We start from the raw sequence: 22,962 nt of genomic DNA on the forward strand, positions 1-22,962 counted from the left end.
TGTGCCCGGGTTTCAAGAATGTGCGTTCTTGTGGGGTTACAGCACAGTCACTCATAGTGCGCCAGTTACAAACCAATACCGAGGTAACTGACCCATGACTCAACTCCTCCACATCGACTCCAGCGTGCTCGGCCCCAACTCCGTCAGCCGTCAGGTGTCCGCCGCGATCGTCGCACGGTTGCGCCAGATCACGCCGGGGCTGGAGGTGACTTACCGAGATGTCGCAGCCGAGCCGCTGTCGCATCTGTCCGGAACGCATGTCGCCGTCGCATACGGTGCGCCCGTTGAGGATCCCGCAGTGAAAGCTGATGTCGCGGCCGGACAGGCCGTCCTGGAGGAGTTCCTGGCCGCCGATATCGTCGTGATCGGCGCCCCTATGTACAACTTCTCCATCCCGAGCCAGCTCAAGGCCTGGGTCGACCGCATCGCTGTCAAGGGCAAGACTTTCACCTATGGCCCGAACGGCCCGCAAGGCCTGGCCGGTGGCAAGCGTATTATCGTGGCGGTCTCGCGCGGCGGCCATTACGGCGCGGACACGCCGATGGCGGCATTCGAACACCTGGAGACCTATTTGCGCAGTGTCTTCAGCTTCATCGGCGTCACGGATCTCGAATTCGTTGCGGCCGACGGTGTCCAGATCGGCCCGGAGCATCGCGAGCAGGCGCTGGCGAAGGCGATTCAGACGGCCGGCGGTCTCGCCGCTTGAGTCCCTCGGTGGCTGCCGCCGGCAGCCACCGCTTTCAATCCCGGGGGCAGGTCTCAAACCGCCACCGACCCGGCCGGTTAGCCCCGAAAGATCGGCGCTCCGGCCGGCGAGCTCGTGGCACCGCCATCGCCGAAGGGCCGCGGCCTGTTTCCGATCCTGGTCGCACTGCGGCAGTGGAGCGAGGAATTCGACGAGCACCCCGACGAGATCGCCACCGCGCTCGTCGACCGCGCGAACCGCAGGCCGGTTCGCAAGCGCTGCTGACCGCGGAGGACGGCCGGATGCCGGCGCCGGAGGAAACCGCCCTCGCCCCGCGGTGAGCGCGGGCGGCCGTCAGCAGAGCCTGCGGCGGCTGCGCAGCCTCAGATGCTCCTCGGCCTCAAGGTTCGCCATGCGCAGCAGGTAATCGAGCATGTCGAGACGATGGCGCTGCGCCAGATGCGACAGGCTGGCCGTCACCTCGGCGATCAGCGCCGCCGCGGCGTCGGGATCCTCCACCATCGCCTCGACGTCCGGGTCGCTTTTGTCCGCTGCCTTGGCCAACAACCGTCACCCAGCATAAGGAATTTGACGAAAAACAACCTCAAGAGAGCGCGGTTCTCATCGTGCTCCGTACAACCTGATAGGTACTTCGCCGGTCCAACGCAATCGCCTTTCAACATCCCTCGATTTGACAGGAACCCCCTCACCACCCATGTTCGGGTCAACGCAGCCGGCGCGAATCCCGCGAAGCCAGCTTCAATCCTTCCACTAAGCCATTGGAAATACATGAATATCGTCATCGTGGAGTCGCCTGCCAAGGCCAAGACGATCAACAAGTATCTGGGCTCCTCCTACGAGGTTCTGGCCTCTTTCGGTCATGTCCGCGACCTTCCGGCCAAGAACGGTTCCGTCGATCCGGACGAGAATTTCCGCATGATCTGGGAGGTCGATCCCAAGGCGGCGGGCCGACTCAACGACATCGCCAAATCGCTGAAGGGCGCTGACCGGCTGATTCTCGCCACCGACCCTGATCGCGAGGGCGAAGCGATTTCCTGGCATGTGCTGGAGGTGTTGAAGGAGAAGCGCGCGCTCAAGGATCAGAAGATCGAGCGCGTCGTCTTCAACGCCATTACCAAGCAGGCCGTCTCTGAGGCGATGAAGCACCCGCGCCAGATCGACGGTGCGCTGGTCGACGCCTACATGGCGCGCCGCGCACTTGATTACCTCGTGGGCTTCACTCTCTCTCCCGTGCTGTGGCGCAAGCTGCCGGGCGCCCGCTCGGCCGGACGCGTGCAGTCGGTCGCGCTGCGCCTCGTCTGCGATCGCGAGCTGGAGATCGAGAAGTTCGTGCCGCGCGAATACTGGTCGCTGATCGCAACCTTGGCGACGCCGCGCGGCGACACCTTCGAGGCGCGTCTCGTCGGCGCCGATGGCAAGAAGATCCAGCGGCTCGACATCGGCACCGGCGCGGAGGCCGAGGATTTCAAGACCGCGCTCAACGCGGCGAGCTACACGGTCGCGACCGTCGACGCCAAGCCGGCGCGCCGCAACCCGCAGGCGCCCTTCACGACGTCGACCCTGCAGCAGGAGGCGAGCCGCAAGCTCGGCTTCGCACCGGCGCACACGATGCGCATCGCGCAGCGTCTCTATGAAGGCATCGACATCGGCGGCGAGACCACCGGTCTCATTACCTATATGCGAACCGACGGCGTGCAGATCGACGGCTCGGCGATCACCCAGGCCCGCAAGGTGATCGGCGAGATCTACGGCAACAAATATGTGCCGGAGAGCCCGCGCCAGTACCAGGCCAAGGCCAAGAACGCCCAGGAAGCGCACGAAGCGATCCGCCCGACCGACCTGTCGCGCAAGCCGGCCGAGCTACGCAAGCGGCTCGATGACGACCAGGCCAAGCTCTACGAGCTGATCTGGACCCGCACCATCGCGAGCCAGATGGAATCCGCCGAGCTGGAGCGCACCACCGTCGACATCATCGCCAAGGCCGGCGCCCGCACCCTGGAGCTGCGCGCCACCGGCCAGGTCATCAAGTTCGACGGCTTCCTCGCGCTGTATCAGGAAGGCCGCGACGACGAGGAGGACGAGGACGGCCGCCGCCTGCCGCAGATGAGCCCGAACGAGCCGCTGAAGCGGCAGAATCTCGCCGTCACCCAGCATTTCACCGAGCCGCCGCCGCGCTTCTCGGAGGCCTCGCTGGTCAAGCGCATGGAAGAGCTCGGCATCGGCCGGCCCTCGACCTATGCCTCGATCCTGCAGGTGCTGAAGGACCGCGGCTATGTGAAGCTCGAAAAGAAGCGGCTGCACGGCGAGGACAAGGGCCGCGTCGTCATCGCCTTCCTGGAGAACTTCTTCCGCCGCTACGTCGAGTACGATTTCACGGCGGATCTCGAGGAGCAGCTCGACCGCATCTCCAACAACGAGATCGCCTGGCAGCAGGTGCTGAAGGATTTCTGGACCGGCTTCATCGGCGCCGTCGACGACATCAAGGATCTGCGCGTGGCGCAGGTGCTCGACGCGCTCGACGAGATGCTGGGGCCGCACATCTACCCGCCGCGCGACGATGGCGGCGATGTCCGGCAGTGCCCGACCTGCGGCACCGGACGGCTCAACCTCAAGGCCGGCAAGTTCGGCGCCTTCGTCGGCTGCTCGAACTATCCGGAATGCCGCTACACGCGCCCGCTCGCCGCCGACAGCGAGGCCGCGGCCGACCGCGTGCTCGGCCAGGATCCGGACACCGGCCTCGACGTCGTCGTCAAGGCCGGCCGCTTCGGCCCCTACATCCAGCTCGGCGAGCAGAAGGATTACGCCGAGGGCGAGAAGCCGAAGCGCGCCGGCATCCCGAAAGGGACGTCGCCCGCGAGCCTCGAGCTCGACTACGCGCTGAAGCTGCTGTCGCTGCCGCGTGAGGTGGGCATCCATCCGGAGACGGGTCTGCCGATCATCGCCAATCTCGGCCGCTTCGGGCCGTTCGTGAAGCACGACAAGACGTATGCGAGCCTGGAGGCCGGCGACGAGGTGTTCGACATCGGCCTCAACCGCGCCGTCACCCTGATCGCCGAGAAGATCGCCAAGGGCCCGAGCAAGCGGTTCGGCGCCGATCCCGGCAAGGCGCTCGGCGACCATCCCTCGCTCGGCCCTGTCGCCGTCAAGGCCGGCCGCTACGGCGCCTATGTCACCGCCGGCGGCGTCAACGCCACCATTCCCGGCGACAAGGAAAAGGATACGATCACGCTCGCCGAGGCGATCGCCCTGCTCGACGAGCGCGCCGCCAAGGGCGGCGGCAAGAAGGCCAAGGGCAAGGCTGCGGCGAAGCCGGCCAAGGCTGCCAGCAAAGCGGCTGCCAGCAAGGCCAAGCCGAAGACCGGCGGCGACGACGACACGCCGAAGCCGGCGAAAAAGGCCGTGGCGAAGAAGGCGGCCGCCAAACCGAAATCAGACTCCACCAGCAAGGCGCGTGCGCCGGTTGCCAAGGCCGCCAAGACCTCGGCCAAGCCTGCGACCAAGGCGACGCCCAAGAAAAGCGCCGGCAAGGCCCGCGGATGAGAAAATGACCCAAAAGCGCGACATCGGCTTCCCTTCGCGGGAGGCCATCGTCGCCTTCATCCGCGCCAATCCGGGCAAGGTTGGCACCAAGGACATCGCCCGCGCGTTCGGCCTGAAGAACGCCGATCGCGTCGCGCTCAAGCAGTTGCTGCGCGAACTCGTCGCCGACGGCACGGTGAAGAAGAGCGGCCGCAAGAAGGTCGTCGAGACCGCGTCCCTGCCGGCCACGCTGGTCGCCGACATCACCGGGCGCGACAGTGACGGCGAATTGATCGCCAAGCCGGCCGAGTGGGACGAGGCCGAGCAGTCCGAGCCGCCGCGCATCCGCATCCACACGCCGCGTCATGCCGGGCCGGGCTCGGTGGCCGGCGTCGGTGACCGCGCGCTGCTGCGGGTCGAGCCGATCAAGGATGATGGCGGCGTCTCCTATCGCGGCCGCGTCCTCAAGGTGCTGGATCAGGCGCGGCCGCGCGTGCTCGGCATTTTCCGCAGCAATCCCGGCGGCGGCGGCCGCCTGATTCCGGTCGACAAGAAGCAGGCCGGACGCGAGCTCTCCATCGCCCCCGCCGACACCAAGGACGCCAAGGACGGCGATCTCATCAGCGTCGACCTGCTGCGCGGCCGCGGCTACGGCCTGCCCTCGGGCCGGGTGAAGGAGCGCTACGGCTCGGTCGCGACCGAGAAGGCGATCAGCCTGATCGCCATCCATGCTCACGAGATCCCGATGGACTTCTCGGCCGCGGCGGTGGCGGAAGCCGAAGCCGCGCAGCCCGCGACCTTGAAGGGCCGCGAGGACTGGCGCGAGCTGCCGCTGGTCACGATCGATCCGCCCGATGCCAAGGACCACGACGACGCGGTTCATGCCGAGCCGGATCCCGATCCGAACAATGTCGGCGGCTTCATTGTCCATGTCGCCATCGCCGACGTCGCCTACTATGTGCGGCCGGGATCGGCGCTCGACCGCGACGCGCTGATCCGCGGCAACTCGGTCTACTTCCCCGACCGCGTCGTGCCGATGCTGCCGGAGCGCATCTCCAACAATCTGTGCTCGCTGGTGCCGGGCGAAGCGCGCGGCGCGCTCGCCGTGCGCATGGTGCTCGGGGCCGACGGCCGCAAGCGCTCGCACTCGTTCCACCGCGTGCTGATGCGCTCGGCCGCCAAACTGTCCTACGCACAGGCGCAGGCCGCCATCGATGGCAAGCCGGACGACGTCACCGGTCCCCTGCTCGAGCCGATCCTGAAGCCGCTTTATGCCGCCTATGAGGTCGCCAAGCGCGGCCGGGACGCGCGCGATCCGCTCGACCTCGACATTCCCGAGCGCAAGATTCTGCTCAAGAAAGACGGCACGGTCGACCGCGTCGTCGTGCCGGAGCGCCTCGACGCCCACAGACTGATCGAGGAGTTCATGATCTCGGCCAACGTCGCCGCGGCCGAACTGCTGGAGAAGAAGGCGCTGCCGCTGATCTACCGCGTGCATGACGAGCCGACGGTGGAGAAGATCCATGCGCTGCAGGAATTCCTGAAGACGCTCGACGTGCCCTTTGCCAAGAGCGGCGCGCTGAGGCCATCGCTGTTCAACCGCGTGCTGACGCTGGTGGCCGGCCAGGACTACGAGCATCTCGTCAACGAGGTCGTGCTGCGCTCGCAGGCGCAGGCGGAATATTCGACCGACAATTACGGACATTTCGGCCTGAACCTGCGCCGCTACGCGCATTTCACCTCACCGATCCGCCGCTACGCCGACCTCGTCGTGCATCGCGGCCTGCTGCGCGCGCTGGGCCTCGGTGACGGCGCCCTGCCCGACAGCGAGACGCCGGATCATCTCACCGAGGTCGCGGCGCAGATCTCGGTCACCGAGCGGCGCGCGATGAAGGCTGAGCGCGAGACTGCCGACCGCCTGATCGCCCATCACTTGGCGGACCGAGTCGGCGCCACTTTCCAGGGCCGCATTTCCGGCGTCACCCGCGCCGGCCTCTTCATCAAGCTCGACGACACCGGCGCCGACGGCCTGGTTCCGATCCGGACCCTCGGCACGGAATATTTCGACTATGATGAGACGCGGCATGCGCTGATCGGCCAGCGCAGCGGTGCCATGCACCGGCTGGGTGACGTCGTCGACGTGCGTCTGGTAGAAGCTCAGCCGGTGGCCGGTGCGCTGCGCTTCGAACTCTTGACGCAGGCCGACGTGCTTGTCTCGCGCCACGGCCGCCGCGAGCGGCCGAAGGGCAAGGCCGGGATCAAGGCAAGGGCCAAGAGCAAGGCAACGAAGCGCGCCAAGGCCGAGGCACGGCCGAAGCACAAAGAAAAAAACCGCAAGGAAAGTCAAACGGCAGGGGCAAAACGCAAGCCCGGCACATCGAAGAAAGGCAGATCGTGGACGCCATGACCTCAACGCCCAGCACATTGCCCCCGCAGACGTGGACGCGCGACACCGGCCTCGCCGAGAAGCGCGACGTCTGGACAGCGATGAAGCGCGGCCTGCGCGGCCGCTGCCCGCGCTGCGGCGAGGGCAAGCTGTTCCGCGCCTTCCTGAAGGTCGCGGACAACTGCGACCGCTGCGGCCAGGATTTCTCCGGGCATCGCGCCGACGATCTTCCAGCCTATCTCGTGATCGTCATCGTCGGCCACATCATCGTGCCGCTGGTGCTCTCGATCGAGACCAACTACGCGCCGCCGGTGGCGCTGCAGCTCGCGATCTATCTGCCGGTGACCTTGGTCGCCGCGCTCGCCTTGATTCAGCCGGTCAAGGGCGCCGTCGTCGGGCTGCAATGGGCGTTCCGCATGCACGGCTTCGACGACAATCCGGTGGAAGGCATTCCGCCGGTCTGAGCGACCAGACAATCAACGAATAAGAAAAAGCGGGGAGGACATGAGCGAGACGGCACAGGCCACGGGCGCAGCGGCGGGCAAGCCGGCCGAGAAGGAAGCCGACCATCATCCCTACACCAAGCCGAAGGATGCTGCGACGTTGATCCTGGTGGATCGCAGCGGCACGGTGCCGAAGGTGCTGGTCGGCAAGCGCCACGACAAGGTCGTGTTCATGCCCGGCAAGTTCGTCTTCCCGGGCGGCCGCGTCGACAAGTCAGATCATCGCATCCCCGTCGCAGCGCCGATGCCGGCCGAGCTCGAAGCCAATCTGTTCAAGGGCAAGCCGCAGACGACGGCCTCGCGCGCGAAGTCGCTCGCCGTCGCCGCGATCCGCGAGGCCTGTGAGGAAACCGGTCTCTGTCTCGGACGCAAGGTCGGCGGCTCCGCGCCGAAACTGGACGGGCCATGGGCGCCGTTCGCTGACGCCGGCCTGCTGCCCGATCCCTCCGGCCTGTTCCTGATCGCCCGCGCCATCACCCCGCCCGGCCGCATCAAGCGCTTCGACACGCGCTTCTTCACCGCCGATGCCTCCGCCATCACCCATCGCGTCGACGGCGTGATCCACGCCGATGCGGAGCTGGTCGAGCTGGTCTGGGTCGAGCTCGGCTCCAAGCCGCTCGCCGATCTGCACCCGATGACCAAGAACGTGCTCCACGAGCTCGACCGCCGCCTCGCCACCGGCCCGCTGCGCCATGACGCTGACGTGCCGTTCTTCCATTTCTACGGCGGCAAGATGCAGAAGGACGTCCTGGGCGCGTGAGCTGAACGGGGCTAGACTGGCTGCGTTCATCGGAGAGCCGATCCATGACGCAGCCTCGCCGCCTTCTGCTCGCCTCCGCCGCCCTGATCGCCCTCGCCGCGGCACCCGCGCGGGCCGAGCTCGATGTCTCAGGACTGAAAAGCACGATTGCCGCCTCGCTCGAGCGCGACTATCCCGCGCTCGACGCGCTCTACAAGGATCTGCACGCCCATCCCGAGCTGGCCTTCCAGGAGGTCAAGACCGCCGCAAAGCTCGCGGAGCAGATGCGGGCGCTCGGCTTCGAGGTGACGGAGAAGGTCGGCAAGACCGGACTCGTCGCGCTCTATCGCAATGGCGAGGGCCCGACCATCATGGTGCGCACCGAGCTCGATGCGCTGCCGATGGAGGAGAAGACCGGCCTGCCCTATGCGAGCCGCGACACGGCCAATTGGAACGGGCGCGAGACCTTCGTCGCGCATAGTTGCGGCCACGACGTGCACATGGTGAGCTGGGTCGGCACGGCCAGGACGCTCATAGGCCTCAAGGACAAGTGGAAGGGCACGCTGATGTTCGTCGGCCAGCCCGCCGAGGAGGAGGTCGCGGGCGCGAAGGCGATGCTGGCCGACGGCCTGTTCACCCGCTTTCCGAAACCCGATGTCGGCTTTGCGCTGCATAGCGGCGGCTTCGCACATGGTGATGTAACGTATCGGGTCGGCGTCGGTTCATCGAGCATGGATGGCCTGTCGATCCGCTTCTATGGCCGCGGCGTCCATGATTCGGCGCCGCATACCACCATCAAGCCAATCATGATGGCGGCACGCTTCCTTGTCGATCTGCAGAGCGTGATCCGCCGCGAGAAGGACCCAACCGAGCCCGGCGTCCTCGTCGGAGTGATCCAAGGCGGCACCGCCAGCGAGATCATCCCGGACGACGCGGTCATGCCCGTGACCATCAGGAGCTTCAGGCCGGAGGCCCGCGCCAAGATGCTGGGAGAGATCGAGCGAACCGCCATGGCTGTGGCGGCCATGGCCGGCGCTCCGCGGCCCGGTATCGAGTTGGAGCAACGGACGGATGCCGTGATCAACGACGACGCGCTCGTCGCGGCGGCCGAGCCGGTGCTGAAGGCGGCGTTCGGCGACAGGTTGACGAGATCGCCGCCGAGCACCGCAAGTGACGACTATGCGGAGTACGTCAAGGCCGGCGTGCCATCGATGGTCTTCAACATCGGCGTTTATGATCCAGAGCGCGTCACGGCTGCACGTCATGGTGGTCCGCGGCTGCCGCCGAACCGCTCGCAGCTGTTCGCGCCGGTGCCCAAGCCGACCATCGAGACCGGCGTCACCGCTATGACGCTCGCCGTGCTGTCGGCGTTCGATGCACGCGCACGGAGGCATTAGTTGTCCGGCCACGAATGACTCGCCATGAGACGGGCAGCCCTACGCCACCAAAAAGTGTCGTCCCGGCGAACGCCGGGACCCATACCGCGGAATCTGTCGTGGGCCCCGGTGGTCGAGACTGTGCTCACATGGCGTAGTTCACGGAGTATGGGTCCCGGCTCAAGGCCGGGACGACACCATTTGCTGCGTAACCTGTATTGCCTCACGACAGAATGAGCGTGCTGCGCACGACCGCAAAAACGAAATCGTGTTCTGCCGTGGGTTGCTGACGCGGATCGGGCGAGTTCCTATCTGCTCAAGAGATCAACCATCCACGGACACCCCATGGCTCCCCGTCAACTCAAGCTCGGCGCCTTCATGCGTCCGGTCTCCATCCACACCGGCGCGTGGCGCTATCCCGGCGCCTGGCCGGACGCCAATTTCAACTTCGCGCATCTCAAGCAGCTCATCCGGAAATTGGAGGCCGGCAAGTTCGACGCCTTCTTCATGGCCGATCATCTAGCCGTGCTGAACATGCCGATCAATGCGCTCAAGCGCAGCCACACCGTGACGTCGTTCGAACCGTTCACGCTGCTCTCGGCGCTGTCGGCGGTGACCGAGAATATCGGCCTGATCGCGACCGGATCGACCACCTTCGACGAGCCCTATCACCTCGCCCGCCGCTTCGCTTCGCTCGACCACATCTCCGGCGGCCGCGCCGGCTGGAACATCGTCACCACCTCCAACCCGGATGCCGCTCTGAATTTCGGGCTCGACGATCACATGGAGCACGCCGAGCGCTACAAGCGGGCCCGCGAGTTCTACGACGTCGTCACCGGATTGTGGGATTCGTTTGCCGACGATGCCTTCGTGCGCGACGTCGAGAGCGGGCTGTTCTTCGATCCCGACAAGATGCACGTGCTCGACCACAAGGGCAAATATCTGAAAGTCCGCGGCCCGCTCAACATCGCCCGCCCCGTGCAGGGCTGGCCGGTGATCGTGCAGGCCGGCGCCTCGGAGGACGGCAAGCAGCTCGCGGCGGAGACGGCGGAGGCCGTGTTCACCGGCGGCGGCAGCCTCGCCGATGGGCAGAAGCTCTATGCCGACATCAAGGGCCGCATGGACAAGATCGGCCGTGATCCTGAGCATCTGAAGATCCTGCCCGGCGCCTTCGTGGTGGTCGGCGACAGCGTCGACGAGGCGAAGGAGAAGCGCGCGCTGCTCGACAGCATGGTGCATTACGACAGCGCCATCGCCTCGCTCTCGGTCATCCTCGGCACCGACGCGTCCGGCTTCGATCCCGACGGTCCGCTGCCTGATATCCCCGAGACCAACGCCTCCAAGAGCGGCCGCCAGCGCCTGGTCGATGTCGCCGCGCGCGACAAGCTCACGGTGCGGCAACTGGCGCAGCGGGTCGGCGGCTACGGCGGTCTGTCCTTCGTCGGCACAGCCAAGACGATCGCCGACCAGATGCAGGAGTGGCTGGAAAGCCGTGGGTCGGACGGTTTCAACATCATGTTCCCGTTCCTCCCCGCAGGGCTCGACGACGTCGTCGACAAGGTGATTCCCGAGCTGCAGCGCCGCGGGATCTTCCGGACGGAGTATGAGGGGCCGACCCTGCGGGACAATCTCGGCCTGCCCCGACCGAAAAACCGCTTCTTCGCGGCCCAGGGACCCCAGAATCTGGCCCTCAAACCTTGACTTTGGGGGCTGGCTGGGTAGGTTGCCGGCCAACGGCGCCCCCTCTTTGGCCGGTGCCCACCCCCGATCCCGATTCCAGAGGTTCAAGACATGGCCAAAGCGGTCACCATCAAGGTCAAGCTCGTGTCGACCGCCGACACCGGCTTCTATTACGTTGCCAAGAAGAACTCGCGCACCATGACCGACAAGATGGTCAAGAAGAAGTATGACCCGGTCGCGCGCAAGCACGTCGAATTCCGCGAAGCCAAGATCAAGTAAGATCGCGGTCTGCTGCGACTTCAACGGGGCCGTTTCGGCCCCGTTTTTTATTGCGCCCGATGCTCCCACTGCTGCGGCACGGGCCGTCCGCTTCTGATCGGTCCATTGGCTGCGGCTGAATCTGGTTCCCGACTTAAGGAGCCATCAACCAAACCCGTGCGATTTGGGGTAGCGGCGCCCCCCCCCGCAGCGTCTCCCTCCTTATCTTACCGGCAGACCAGTGATGACCGATCTTCAGACTTTGCAGTCCCGTCTCGATTTCATCGGCATCGACAATGCGACCCGAGAGGCGCTGCGGGAGCTGCGGCCGCTGATCGGCAAGGTGCTGCCCGGCCTGCTGGAGCAGTTCTACGCCCATGTCGGCAAGGTCCCGCATCTCGCCAAGATGTTCTCCAGCCAGGCCGCGATGCGGCACGCCTCGAAGGCCCAGCTCGACCATTGGATGTCGCTGGCGACCGCGAAGTTCGACGATGCCTATGTGAAGTCCGTGACGAGGATCGGCCAGGCGCACAACCGGATGGGGCTGGAGCCGCGCTGGTACATCGCCGGCTATTCGCTGATCGTGACCGGGCTGCAGAAGGCGATCGAGACGGAGATCGCGGACGGCTGGTTCGGCGGCCAGGCGGCCCGCGAGAAGAAGGCCGCGCTGCAGGCTGCGATCACCAAGGCGGCAATGATCGACATGGATCTCGCCATCTCGGTCTATCTCGATGCGGCCAAGACCGAGCAGCACGTCGCCATGCAACGCATGGCCGACGAGTTCGAAGCCACCGTCGGCCAGATCATCAACAAGGTCCATGCGGACGCGCGCACGCTCGAGGTCTCGGCCAACACGCTGACCAAGACCGCCGAGCAGACCCAGCACCTGTCGGCCAGCGCGGCCTCGGCCTCGGGCCAGGTCTCGACCAACGTGCAGTCGGTCGCCTCGGCCGCCGAGGAGATGACCTCCTCGGTCCATGAGATCGGGCGGCAGGTCAGGGAATCGACCACCATTGCCAAGGAGGCCGTTCGCCAGATCGAGCAGACCGATGTCGGCATCAGCGAGCTGTCGCGCACCGCCGAGCGCATCGGCGACGTGCTCAAGCTGATCACCTCGATCGCCGCCCAGACCAACCTGCTGGCGCTGAACGCGACCATCGAGGCGGCGCGCGCCGGCGACGCCGGCCGCGGTTTCGCGGTGGTGGCTTCCGAGGTCAAGGCGCTGGCGTCGCAGACCGCCAAGGCCACCGAGGAGATCGGCCAGCAGATCGAAGGCATTCAGAGCGCGACGCAGTCCTCGGTCGCCTCGATCAAGCAGATCGGCGGCACCATCCAGCAGATCTCGGAGATCGCCGCCGGCATCGCCGCCGCCGTCGAGCAGCAAGGCGCCGCGACGGGGCAGATCTCGCGCAACGTGCAGGAGGTCGCCGGCGGCACCGCGCGCGTCGTCGGCAACATCGGCGACGTCAGCAAGGGCGCCAGCGCCACCGGCACCGCCTCCGCGCAGGTGCTGTCATCCGCGCACTCGCTGTCGCGCGAGAGCGATCACCTCAAGGATGAGCTGGAGAAATTCTTGCGCAGGGTCCGTGCGGCCTGACTACAAAGAAGGGTGGATCGGCGTTGGCCGTCCGCCCTGCGACGTCGCGACGCTGCGCGCCGGCTTACATCCCGTGGCTCAGGAACACCGCCGAGCAGCGCTTGCTCAGCTTGGCCCGGTTCTGCGTCAGACAGTTCTGGACCCCGAAGTCGTCGCCGAGCTGAGCGCGGCAGAAACGCTTGGCGTCGGGCGCGCACGCCTTCTGCTCCTGCGGCGTCCCCATATGGCCCTGAGCCATGGCGAACGACGGCAGAACGGACAGCGACACGGCAACCGCGAACATCAGCTTCTTCATTGGGCGCTCCTCCTTGGGCTGAAACAAAACGTTTCCCACCCAAGGGGGTTCCGACGGAACTGCGCGTCCGAAGGCCGGATGGCGAGCGTCGCAGCCAATGCTGCCTGCACATCCCGCTCTGAACGGTCAGCGCCTTGCCGCAATTCTCAGCCGGCGCAGGACGTGGCCCGCGCCAGCGCAGCACGCGCGAGCAGACGCGTCGAATCCAACGTCGGCAGAGGCGAGTTGGCATCGTCGATGATCAGCGGAATCTCGGTGCAGCCGAGCGCGACGGCGTCGCAACCTTCCTCCTTCAGCCGCGTGATGATCGCCTGAAACGCGGCGACGGAGGGCGGCTCGAACCGCCCGTAGACCAGCTCATCCATGATGATGCGGTTGGCTTCGACGCGATCGGCTTCTTCCGGACGCGCGAACGCCAGCCCGTGTGCGGTCAAGCTATCCGGATAGACATTGCTGTCGACGAGCCATTTGGTGCCGGTGATGCCGATACGCCTGTAGCCTCTCCTGACCGCTTCCGTCGCGACCACGTCGGCGATGTGCAGCCACGGCAGCGGAGAGCGCGGCAGCACCAGCGGCAGGGCCTGGTGGATGGTGTTGTCCGGGCAGATCAGGAAATCCGCGCCGGCCGCGGCGAGCTTGCGCGCCGAGGTCAGCATCAGCTCGGCGACTCCAGCGAGATCGCCGCGATCGAGGCAGGCCACGTAGTCGGCGAGCGACGGCGTGTGCATCGACACCTCGGGATGGCCATGCGGCCCGAGCAGGTCGGCGCCCTCCTTGCAGATCGTGCGATAGCAGAGCGCCGCGCCCTCGGCGGAGCAGCCGACGATGCCGATATGTTTTGCCATTCGTCGTTCCATTTCCATCAACGTTGACGACGATGATAGCGCGAAAAGCGGCCGAGGGTGAACATCACCCCACCGCGCACCATCCTCTGCCATTGCGCGCACAGCGAAGCAATCCAGAGTCCTTGCTGAGCCCTGGCTTGCTTCGCTGTGCTCGCAATGACGCGGTTGCAACAGATCGCGCGCACGACATCGCCAGGGCCGATCACACGCTGATCCGCCCTGCCGAGACATTTGTTCGCACTGGCCTGTTCGCAGCTACATCACGCCGCGGGACATCATGGTGTTCGCTATGTCGAATCTCAGGCGCTCGAGCGCGCGGTGGGCTGCGATATGGTCGAGATCGCCTTGCGTCAGGCCGATATCCACCAGTTGCGCCTCGCTCAGGTCGCATAGCTGGACTCTCATCCGCCTGAGCCGACGGCCTTCCTGAAACACCAGCCAATAGCCCGCGAGCAGGCCGAACAGCCCCGGAGCCGAGATGCCCGGCGGCCCGGCCGCATTCTTTTCCGACAACGCGTCACGCAGCACCGTGACGGATGCGTTGGGTCGCGGCGCGGCTGGCGCCTGGTGCACCGCGTTCTTCACCAATGAGAGGGGGCGATCGCGCGTGGCGGCATTGCGCGCGATCTCGTCTGTGAGATGGGTCTGAGGTGGCATCGGTCGCTCCTGCTGCGTGATGCCGGCAGGGAGCGTGGCCAAACAAAAGGCCCCGTCCGATGCCGGCGGGGCCTGGTGGAATGATCGTGTCGTCGAAATCCTAGCGCACGACTCCTCCCACGGCCCAGCTGCGGCGGGCCGCATGTTTGCGGTTGGAGTTGCGCACGACGTTGATCATGGTTTGTCGGTACCACGATGATTGCGCCAGATCAAGGCATGTAGTTCCTGCGCTCGCAGATGAGCACCTATGCGAGGCTTGTGTTCTGCCGAACTCCCGCAGACGACGTCTCCGGCAGGATAGTGTCCATAGATAAGCGCGATCTCACCTCCGTCGTTGCGAGCGCAGCGAAGCAATCCAGAGTCGTGTGCGGGACCCTGGATTGCTTCGCTGACGCTCGCAATGACGTCGCGGCGACCATCTCGCGCTGTTGGTCGGTTATCCCTGCGTCGCCACTTTCAACGACCAACTACATTCCCCGACGCGAGACGCCGCCCGGATATGGATCATCCCTCAACCTGTCGAGCGTCCGCAGCGCGGCGATGTGCTCGATCTCGGCGCGCGTGATGCCGATATCTGTGAGCTCGCGTTCGCTCAGGTCATGCAGGCAGTCCCGCACGCTCTCGCGGCGTTGCCATTCTTGGATCGCGCGCCAGCACCAGCCGATCAAGCGGATGATCGGCCAGGTCGGCGTTGCCGGCGGACCGGCCGCGTCCTTTTCTGGCGACACGTCTCGCAACGCTGCGATCGACGCTTCGGACTGCATCGATGGCTGCACGCTGTCGATCGCGTCGGTGATTGACGCGATCGAGAGATCGACGTTGAGCGCCGACACGTGCGCAGCGTCGATCGTCGCGTTGGTCTGATGGGGTGGCATCCTCTGCTCCTGCTGTTATGCCGGCAGGGAGCGTGGCCAAACAAAAGGCCCCGTCCGATGCCGGCGGGGCCTGGTGAAACGATCGCAACGTCCAATTCCTAGCGCGCGACTCCTTCCACGGCCCAGCCGAAGCGGGTCATGTGATAGAAGTTGACGATGCGGACCGATTTGCTCATGTCACATAAGGTATCATGGCACGCACGCAACATCAAGGGATATTTGGGCGCCCCACATCCTGGCGGCGAGTTGTTGTAGATCGACCGCGCGAGCACGGCGGGCGGATTGGCGTCAGCTCAATCTGCCGATTTGCGGCGAACGTGAAGCGGCGCGCTGATCCGCCCTACGGAGTGCGGACTACCAGCTGAAATGTCCACATCGGGCACACTCCACAAACATCAGACGCTCTCTCGTCCGAGATACGTCGGAATGAGTCCACAACCATCCGGCCTTGCGCGCTGACCAGCGCTACGTACCGCGCCCCGCCATGAACCGATCCAAGATGTCAGCCAGCGAGCCCGAAACGCCTCCCAAGACCATGAAAACCAAAAGGTTGGTCTGCACACCGAGCGCTTCGAGGACCAAGACTCCACACAACATCAGCACGCCGGCCAAAACACCCATGCGAAGCGGCTTCATGCCTTTTCCCTAACAAGAGAGCAACGCCGCAACCAAGCTAACATGAGACGCCTGAAGTTCGTAGGGCCGATCAGCGTCGGCCTGATCATCAGGGGTCCATCCTGAAGCATTGAGATGAGGAAGCGATCTCCCCATCGAGCGCCACCGAGACGGTCCTGCGCCGAAGACTAACTTTTCGAACGCTTTCAACGAGATCGCTCTCGCCGGCTATCCAGATCGCAATTTTTTACTTTCGCTTTTCCAGAATTCATGCTATCCCCCTGCACATCCCACCTCGCCAAGAGAGGCGCATCGCGATCGTCACGAGCGTGAGGTGGGCTGCGGTGGGCGTGTCGGGTTGCAGCGTGGCTTGTCCGCGCCGACGAACATCCTGATGCGCACGGTGAAGCCGTGTGGTCCTGGCCTCCCGATGCTGAGGCCAAGCGGGCGCTGCGACGAAGCGCGCTCGCGACGGGGGCAAGAACGCCGGTCCCCGGGGAGAGCGCGGAGTAAGCCGTAAAGCCATCGCGCAGGGAGGGCCGGATGTCCGGCTCGTACCTGTGGTTCTGCCGCGTGCTTTCTTTCTGCACGCGGACCATGGGTGCGACCAGCACCCGGCCTTCCCTGCGCCCTCTGTTCTCGAAGAGGGCTTTGAATGGCACAACTCGGGCGCGGAGGCGCGGCGAGGATGAAGAGTGATGTGTGGAAACAATCGGCTCCGCACTCGCCGTCATTCCGGGGCGCCCGTAGGGCGAGCCCGGAATCCATACTCCCGATCGTGGTTATGGATTCCGGGCTCGCGCTCCGCGCGCCCCGGAATGACGATGTGGAGAAAGATGACGCTATTCGCCAGCAACGGATGCTCAGCGGCGGTCACACGGGACCGCCGCCCTGCCCCTCTAGCGGCCGCGGCCGGCGGCTTGCGGCAGGAACGGCGCCGGCTGATGCACGGGGGCGATCGCCACCGCGCGGTTGCGGCCCTCGTTCTTGGCGCGGTAGAGCGCATTGTCGGCGCGCTTCATGACGTCGGCGATCGGCTCGCCCTTCTGCTCCAGGGTCGACAGCCCGATCGAGGTCGTGACCTCGATGCGCTTCTCGCCCTTGTGCACCGAGAACGGCTCGTTGGCGACCGAGCGCCGCAAGCGCTCGGCGACCATGCCGGCGACGTGCAGGTCGGTTTCGGGCATCACGATGACGAACTCCTCGCCGCCATAGCGGCAGGCGAGATCGATGCCGCGGATCGACTTGCGCACGCGCATGGCGAACTCGCGCAGCACGTCATCGCCGGCATCATGGCCGTAATTGTCGTTGATCGACTTGAAGTAGTCGATGTCGAGCATCATCAGCGCCAGCGGCTTGCCACGGCTCGCGGCCTGGTCGGCGAGCGTCGAAAGATGCGTCTCCATGTAGCGGCGATTGTGCAGGCCCGTCAGCGCGTCGGTGATCGCCATCTCGATCGAGTTCTGGACGTTGTCGCGCAGATGGTCGGTGTAGCGGCGCTTGCGGATCTGGGTGCGGGCGCGCGCCAGCAGCTCGTTCTTGTCGACGGGACGCAGCAGATAATCGTTGACGCCGATCTCCAGGCCGCGCAGCAGCCGCGAATTGTTCTCGGCTTCCGCAATCGCGAGGATCGGCACCTGCCGGGTGCGTTCCAGCGAGCGCAGCTGGCTGCACAGCCGCAGGCCGTCGTAATCGTTCAGGTCGAGCGAGACGATGACGAGGTCGTAATTGCCTTCGGCGGCGTTGAACACGGCCTCGGCGGGATTGGTCTCGACGTCGATGGCATGCTCGGTCGCCAGCATCGGCCCGAGCCGCTCGTAGGACGACGGCCGGTCGTCGACCAGCAGCACCCGCCCGCCCTTGCCGGCGTCGGCAACCGCGTTGCGCTCGGGCGCCTGCACGCCGATCTCGAGCGAGGTCAGCGCGCGCATGCGCAGCTCGTCCGTCATCATCTTCAGCCGCGTCAGCGAGCGCACGCGCGCGATCAGCACGACGTCGGAGACGGGCTTGGTCAGGAAGTCGTCGGCACCGGCCTCCAGGCCGCGCACGCGGTCGGACGGGCTGTCGAGCGCCGTCACCATGACAACCGGAATGAAATGCGTGGCCGGATTCGACTTCAGCCGGCGGCAGACCTCGAAGCCGTCCATGTCCGGCATCATGACGTCGAGCAGGATGATGTCGCATTCGGCGCGCTGGCAGATCTGCAGCGCCTCGGCGCCGTTCGCGGCGGTCAGCACGTCGAAATATTCGGCCGACAGCCGCGCCTCCAGCAGCTTGACGTTGGCCGGGACGTCGTCGACGACGAGGATACGCGCGGACACTGCAGAAACTCCTTAGCCGATAAAGCGGCGTACCGTTTCAATGAATTTTCCGACCGAGATCGGCTTGGAAAGATAGGCTTCGCAGCCACCCTCGCGGATGCGCTCCTCGTCGCCCTTCATGGCAAAGGCCGTCACTGCCACCACCGGGATGGCACGCAAATCCGGATCGTCCTTGATCCATTTCGTCACTTCCAGGCCCGAGACCTGCGGCAGCTGGATGTCCATCAGGATCAGATCGGGGCGGGTCCGGCGCACGATGTCGAGCGCCTCCACGCCGCTGGACGTACCGGACGTCTGGTACCCGTGGGCTTCCAACAGATCGCGGAAGAGCTTCATGTTGAGCTCATTGTCTTCCACGATCAGGACGGTCTTGCCCATCCGCCCCTCCGAATCACTGACACCGGCATGTCCTCTGGCGGACGCCTGTCCACCGCTACTCATCTAATTCAAACTAGCCCCAGATTCGTTCTAAGCCGTTAAGTCGGTATTCGATCTTTCCCCGAGATGGTTTCCACTTGCTTGAACCCATTCCGAAGACTCGGGCATGATGGCGCAAAGTAGAGCCGACAAGTTAACGGAAAGGCAAATCCGCCGTTGAAAAAGCCCGTTCGAAATCCGCGCGAAGTCGCTGAAATCGTTGCAGTTCAGGCCCTCGGCTTCCTGGCCGGCGAACCGGAGCGGCTGGGCCGCTTCCTGGCCGAGACCGGGATTGGGCCGGAGACGCTGCGATCCTCGGCCGCCGACCCCAATTTCTTGGTCAGCGTGCTCGATTTCGTGCTGCGCGACGACGAGACGGTAAAGGCTTTTGCCGCCCACTCCAAGTTACATCCGACCAATATCATGGCAGCACGGCAGGTATTGGGCGACCGGCAGTGGGAGCGCGACGTGCCGTGACCAAGTCAGCGCCAGCGAGCGGGTCGCGCGCGGTCGCCGGGCCGGCCTGCTTCTGCCGCGACTGCCTGACGGACCTCGATGATGGCGCGCGCCGCTGTACGGTCTGCGGCTCGCCGCGCCTCGTCCGCCATCGCGCCCTGCCCGCGCTGACGCTGGCCCATATCGACTGCGACGCGTTCTATGCGACCGTCGAGAAGCGCGACAATCCCGAGGTCGCCGACCGGCCCGTCATCATCGGCGGCGGCAAGCGCGGCGTGGTGTCGGCCGCCTGCTACATCGCCCGCACCTATGGCGTGCGCTCGGCGATGCCGATGTTCAAGGCACTGGAGCTGTGTCCCGCAGCGGTCGTGATTCCCCCGGACATGGCGAAATATGTCCGCGTCGGCCGCGAGGTCCGGCAGGCCATGCAGGCGCTGACGCCGCTGGTCGAGCCGCTGTCGATCGACGAGGCGTTCCTGGACCTGTCCGGGACCGAGCGCGTCCACGGCATGATCCCGGCAAAGGTGCTGGCGCGCTTCGCCCGCGAGATCGAGCAGCGCATCGGGATCACCGTCTCGGTCGGGCTGTCCTGCAACAAGTTCCTCGCCAAGATCGCCTCCGATCTCGACAAGCCCCGCGGCTTCGCCGCGCTCGGCCAGGACGAGGCGCCGGCGATGCTGGCCGACAAGCCCGTCGGCTTCATCTTCGGCGTCGGCCCCGCCACGCAGCAGCGGCTGGCGAACCAGGGCTTCCGCACCATCGCCGACCTGCAGCGTGCCGACGAGATCGAGCTGATGAAGCAGTTCGGCGGTGACGGCCGCAGGCTGTGGCGGCTGGCGCGCGGCATCGACGACCGCAAGGTCGTGGCCGATCGCGGCGCCAAGACGATCTCCAGCGAGACCACCTTCGACACCGACATCCGCGACTACGCGACCCTGGAAAAGACCCTGTGGCGGCTGTCGGAGAAGGTGTCGGCACGGCTGAAGGCGAGCCAGCTCGCCGGGTCGACCATAACGCTGAAGCTTAAAACCGCGGACTTCCGCCAACGAACGCGCTCGCAATCGATCGCGGCGCCGACGCAGCTCGCCGGCAAGATCTTCGCAATCTGCAAGGAGATGCTGGCGCGCGAGACCGACGGCACGGCGTTCCGGCTGATGGGCGCAGGCGTCAGCGCGCTGCGCCCGGGCTCGGAGGCCTCCGACACCGACATGCTCGACCGCCGCTCGGCCTCGGCCGAGCGCGCGATCGATGCGCTACGCAAGAAGTTCGGTCAGGCCGCGGTCATCCGCGGCATCGCCTATGACGGCCCGGAGCAGACGGAATGATGCCCCGGTCAATTGCTGCAAGGCTTGCCGTCCTTCACGTCCTTGACGTCGAACTTGCCCAGCGCGCCGGCGATGACGAAATCATTGTAGTCGAGCACGAGCGCGCGCGAGACGCCGTTCTCGTAGAGCTCGAACGACATCGCGTAGACTGGCGTCTGCTCGCCCTCGGCCCGCTTGGCGTCGCGGTCATAATAGCTGACCGTCACCGGCCAGCGCGTCATCTTCTTCATCTCGTCATTGTCGGTCGAGGCGTCGGGCTTGGCGGCCGCCTTGTCGGCCGGCACGGGCGCACCGATCACGGTCAGCGTGTTGTAGACCTTCTCGCCATTGTCCGAGCCGTCATAGACCGTCAGCTCGAGCAGCGACTTGCCCTCGCGCGCGGCGGCGATGATGCGATGAATCTGCTCGGTCGGAAACACGGTCGAGCCGTCGAGCGTGAAGGTCTTCGCCTCGGGCTGCTTGAGCTTGACGGTGATGTGATCGCCGGTGCGCTCGGCGATACCGTCGACCGGGCTGGAGGCCTGCTCGTTCATGCGCGAGTCGATCTTGAAGCGGTAGCTCTTGCCGGCGCCGTCCTCCCACGCGGTGGAGCGCAGGTCGCTCAGGGTCACCTTGCCCTCACCGAGATCGAGCTCCGAGACCTGGCGGAATTCCGAAGTGTAGCCGTTGCAGGCGTTGCCAGAGAAATTGTAGAGGATGCGACCGCGCGCGCTGTTGACGGGGCTCGAGCCGCGCGACTTGACCAGGCTCAGGTCATAGAGCGCCTGATGCGGCAGGAACGGCACCGCCGCCCCGGCCTGCGCCGGACCGAACGTGATCGCCGCGACGGCGAGCGCTCCCATCGACAGTCGGAACGAATGAGCCATGAGTTTTCCTCGGAGGACGTATCGCTGAACCGTCACATTAGAGATCGCTGCATTGCGTCGCAACTGCGGCTGTCTCACGGAAACGTGCGCTTAAAGCGCCGGAATCGCGTCGGTGCTGGCTGCTTGCATGTCACTGGCAACTGCGCCAAACAGGGCCTCGGTCCGGCACGGGACCGGCTTTCAGGCGACAGAACGGGGATTCGAGATGGCGGGTACGGTTGAACAGAATCTGGCGGCACAGGGCATCACACTGCCGGCACCAAAGGCGCCGGTGGCCAATTACGTCCCGTTCGTGCGCACCGGCAACCTGCTGTTCGTGTCGGGCCAGGTCTGCCTCGGCGCCGACGGCAAGATGATCGCCTCCGGCAAGCTCGGCGGCGGCGTGTCGATCGAGGACGGCTATGCGGCCGCGGAGGGCTGCGGGATCAACCTGCTCGCCCAGGTCAAGGCGGCGGTCGGCGATCTCGACAAGGTCGTGCGCGTGGTCCGGCTCGGCGGCTTCGTCAATTCGGCGCCCGATTTCCTCGACGGGCCCAAGGTGCTCAACGGCGCCTCCGACCTGATGGTCGCAGCGTTCGGCGACAAGGGCCGGCACGCCCGCACCACCGTCGGCGTGTCGGCGCTGCCGTCGGACGCGGCGGTGGAAGTCGAAGGTGTGTTCGAGGTTGAGTGAGAGAGAGCGCATGATCCGGAATAGTGCGCGGCGGTTTTCCGACGAGATCATGCGCCAGCAAAACGGACGGGGCGAATGCGCGCACCTGACTGGCTGACGGCCCGCCCCGTCGCCCATCGCGGCCTGCACGATGCTGATCGCGGCATCATCGAGAACATGCCGGCCGCCGCACGCGGCGCCGTGGCCGGCAACTTCGCCATCGAATGCGACATCCAGCTGTCGGCCGATGGCGAGGCCATGGTGCATCACGACTATGATCTCGGCCGCCTCACCGAGGGCACCGGCCCGCTGATCGAGAAGACCGCGGCAGAGCTGAAAGCGATCAAGTTCAAGCAGACCGACGAGCAGATGATGACGCTCGGCGACCTCTGCAACCTGATCGCCGGGCGCGTGCCGCTGGTCATCGAGGTCAAGAGCACGTTCCAGGGCGATCGCCGGCTGGTCCGGCGCATGGCCGAGGTGCTGGCGTCCTACTCCGGCCCGGTGGTCGGGATGTCGTTCGATCCGGACCAGGTCCGCGCCTTGCGCGAGACCATGCCGACGCTGACGCGCGGCATCGTCGCGCAGCGCAGCTACGAGGACGGCTACTGGGCCAAGCTGACCCAGGCGCAGCGCGACAGCATGCTGCATCTCAAGCATGGCTTCAGCAGCCAGCCGCATTTCGTCGCCTATTGGGTCGAGCAGCTGCCTGCGCCTGCCCCCTGGATCGCGCGCAACGTGTTCGGCTGCCCGCTGCTGACTTGGACCGTCCGCACCCCCGAGCAGCGCGCCGCCGCAGCCCGCTATGCGGATCAGATGATCTTCGAGGGGTTTACGCCGGAGACGTGACGCCGGCCTTGAACTCGCTGCTGCG

Annotated in this window: 22 protein-coding genes and 1 pseudogene; 14 read left to right on the plus strand and 9 right to left on the minus strand. The window is 65.8% G+C overall.

Annotated elements, in window-relative coordinates:
• Positions 1 to 94: 94 nt before the first annotated feature.
• Together ACQR1E_RS25570 and ACQR1E_RS25575 are read left to right on the plus strand one after the other, a co-directional pair.
• Complete coding sequence (locus ACQR1E_RS25570; RefSeq protein WP_316165131.1) at positions 95 to 706, plus strand: FMN-dependent NADH-azoreductase; 612 nt, start codon at positions 95 to 97, stop codon at positions 704 to 706.
• A gap of 126 nt (positions 707 to 832) precedes the next feature.
• Positions 833 to 1,026, plus strand: a pseudogene (locus ACQR1E_RS25575) (winged helix-turn-helix transcriptional regulator); the annotation flags it as partial.
• Positions 1,027 to 1,039: 13 nt separating this feature from the next.
• On the opposite strand, the gene ACQR1E_RS25580 reads toward ACQR1E_RS25575, so the two are convergent.
• On the minus strand, positions 1,040 to 1,249 hold the full coding sequence (locus ACQR1E_RS25580; protein WP_315712655.1) for a hypothetical protein: 210 nt from the start codon (positions 1,247 to 1,249) through the stop codon (positions 1,040 to 1,042).
• 225 nt (positions 1,250 to 1,474) lie between these two features.
• On the opposite strand from ACQR1E_RS25580, the gene topA reads away from it, so the two are divergent.
• The 8 genes from topA (at position 1,475) to ACQR1E_RS25620 (ending at position 12,764) form a co-directional block, all read left to right on the plus strand.
• Positions 1,475 to 4,246, plus strand: coding sequence for a type I DNA topoisomerase (topA, locus tag ACQR1E_RS25585; RefSeq protein WP_315752970.1), 2,772 nt, complete (start codon positions 1,475 to 1,477; stop codon positions 4,244 to 4,246).
• A gap of 4 nt (positions 4,247 to 4,250) precedes the next feature.
• Positions 4,251 to 6,632 (plus strand): ribonuclease R, encoded by a 2,382-nt coding sequence (gene rnr, locus ACQR1E_RS25590; protein WP_434897712.1) that lies wholly within the window; start codon positions 4,251 to 4,253, stop codon positions 6,630 to 6,632.
• Complete coding sequence (locus ACQR1E_RS25595) at positions 6,629 to 7,075, plus strand: DUF983 domain-containing protein (RefSeq protein WP_315711344.1); 447 nt, start codon at positions 6,629 to 6,631, stop codon at positions 7,073 to 7,075. The genes rnr and ACQR1E_RS25595 overlap by 4 nt, the downstream gene beginning before the upstream one ends.
• A gap of 40 nt (positions 7,076 to 7,115) precedes the next feature.
• Entirely contained in the window at positions 7,116 to 7,874 is a 759-nt protein-coding gene (locus ACQR1E_RS25600) for an NUDIX hydrolase (RefSeq protein ID WP_315827253.1), read from the plus strand.
• Positions 7,875 to 7,918: 44 nt separating this feature from the next.
• Positions 7,919 to 9,250 carry an amidohydrolase gene (locus ACQR1E_RS25605; protein ID WP_434897713.1) on the plus strand — a complete coding sequence of 444 codons (1,332 nt, stop codon included), beginning with the start codon at positions 7,919 to 7,921 and terminating at the stop codon, positions 9,248 to 9,250.
• A 324-nt stretch (positions 9,251 to 9,574) separates the two neighbouring features.
• Positions 9,575 to 10,930, plus strand: a complete 1,356-nt coding sequence (locus ACQR1E_RS25610; RefSeq protein WP_434897714.1) for an LLM class flavin-dependent oxidoreductase — start codon at positions 9,575 to 9,577, stop codon at positions 10,928 to 10,930.
• Between the two features lie 90 nt (positions 10,931 to 11,020).
• Positions 11,021 to 11,188 carry a 50S ribosomal protein L33 gene (gene rpmG / locus ACQR1E_RS25615; RefSeq protein ID WP_015666342.1) on the plus strand — a complete coding sequence of 56 codons (168 nt, stop codon included), beginning with the start codon at positions 11,021 to 11,023 and terminating at the stop codon, positions 11,186 to 11,188.
• A 223-nt stretch (positions 11,189 to 11,411) separates the two neighbouring features.
• Positions 11,412 to 12,764 (plus strand): globin-coupled sensor protein, encoded by a 1,353-nt coding sequence (locus ACQR1E_RS25620; protein WP_315711337.1) that lies wholly within the window; start codon positions 11,412 to 11,414, stop codon positions 12,762 to 12,764.
• Between the two features lie 64 nt (positions 12,765 to 12,828).
• On the opposite strand, the gene ACQR1E_RS25625 is transcribed toward ACQR1E_RS25620, so the two are convergent.
• From ACQR1E_RS25625 to ACQR1E_RS25655, 7 genes are all read right to left on the minus strand, one after another.
• Positions 12,829 to 13,059 (minus strand): hypothetical protein, encoded by a 231-nt coding sequence (locus ACQR1E_RS25625; RefSeq protein WP_315827257.1) that lies wholly within the window; start codon positions 13,057 to 13,059, stop codon positions 12,829 to 12,831.
• Between the two features lie 146 nt (positions 13,060 to 13,205).
• The gene (locus ACQR1E_RS25630; RefSeq protein ID WP_316187310.1) at positions 13,206 to 13,904 is read right to left on the minus strand and encodes an aspartate/glutamate racemase family protein; all 699 of its coding nucleotides are present in this window, start codon (positions 13,902 to 13,904) and stop codon (positions 13,206 to 13,208) included.
• Between the two features lie 255 nt (positions 13,905 to 14,159).
• A complete protein-coding gene (locus ACQR1E_RS25635) occupies positions 14,160 to 14,561 on the minus strand; it encodes a DUF1127 domain-containing protein (protein WP_315827259.1) in 402 nt (133 codons plus the stop codon).
• 467 nt (positions 14,562 to 15,028) lie between these two features.
• Complete coding sequence (locus ACQR1E_RS25640; RefSeq protein WP_315752977.1) at positions 15,029 to 15,436, minus strand: DUF1127 domain-containing protein; 408 nt, start codon at positions 15,434 to 15,436, stop codon at positions 15,029 to 15,031.
• A gap of 465 nt (positions 15,437 to 15,901) precedes the next feature.
• On the minus strand, positions 15,902 to 16,072 hold the full coding sequence (locus ACQR1E_RS25645; RefSeq protein ID WP_315740306.1) for a hypothetical protein: 171 nt from the start codon (positions 16,070 to 16,072) through the stop codon (positions 15,902 to 15,904).
• An 878-nt stretch (positions 16,073 to 16,950) separates the two neighbouring features.
• Positions 16,951 to 18,372, minus strand: a complete 1,422-nt coding sequence (locus tag ACQR1E_RS25650) for a PleD family two-component system response regulator (protein WP_315718396.1) — start codon at positions 18,370 to 18,372, stop codon at positions 16,951 to 16,953.
• Positions 18,373 to 18,384: 12 nt separating this feature from the next.
• Entirely contained in the window at positions 18,385 to 18,750 is a 366-nt protein-coding gene (locus ACQR1E_RS25655; protein WP_008964019.1) for a response regulator, read from the minus strand.
• A gap of 216 nt (positions 18,751 to 18,966) precedes the next feature.
• Here ACQR1E_RS25655 and ACQR1E_RS25660 point away from each other — a divergent pair, with 216 nt between their 5' ends.
• Together ACQR1E_RS25660 and ACQR1E_RS25665 are read left to right on the plus strand one after the other, a co-directional pair.
• The gene (locus ACQR1E_RS25660; RefSeq protein WP_315718395.1) at positions 18,967 to 19,266 is read left to right on the plus strand and encodes a DUF3572 domain-containing protein; all 300 of its coding nucleotides are present in this window, start codon (positions 18,967 to 18,969) and stop codon (positions 19,264 to 19,266) included.
• Positions 19,263 to 20,570, plus strand: a complete 1,308-nt coding sequence (locus ACQR1E_RS25665; RefSeq protein WP_315827260.1) for a DNA polymerase IV — start codon at positions 19,263 to 19,265, stop codon at positions 20,568 to 20,570. The genes ACQR1E_RS25660 and ACQR1E_RS25665 overlap by 4 nt, the downstream gene beginning before the upstream one ends.
• 8 nt (positions 20,571 to 20,578) lie before the next feature.
• Here the strand turns inward: ACQR1E_RS25665 and ACQR1E_RS25670 are convergent, their stop codons facing one another.
• A complete protein-coding gene (locus tag ACQR1E_RS25670; RefSeq protein ID WP_315718393.1) occupies positions 20,579 to 21,436 on the minus strand; it encodes a cell envelope integrity EipB family protein in 858 nt (285 codons plus the stop codon).
• 205 nt (positions 21,437 to 21,641) lie between these two features.
• Here ACQR1E_RS25670 and ACQR1E_RS25675 point away from each other — a divergent pair, with 205 nt between their 5' ends.
• Positions 21,642 to 22,109, plus strand: coding sequence for a RidA family protein (locus ACQR1E_RS25675; protein WP_315827261.1), 468 nt, complete (start codon positions 21,642 to 21,644; stop codon positions 22,107 to 22,109).
• Positions 22,110 to 22,184: 75 nt separating this feature from the next.
• Positions 22,185 to 22,937, plus strand: coding sequence for a glycerophosphodiester phosphodiesterase (locus ACQR1E_RS25680; protein WP_315827262.1), 753 nt, complete (start codon positions 22,185 to 22,187; stop codon positions 22,935 to 22,937).
• Positions 22,938 to 22,962 lie beyond the last annotated feature (25 nt).

This window comes from Bradyrhizobium sp. HKCCYLRH1030 (assembly GCF_051168395.1).
Lineage (GTDB): Bacteria > Pseudomonadota > Alphaproteobacteria > Rhizobiales > Xanthobacteraceae > Bradyrhizobium.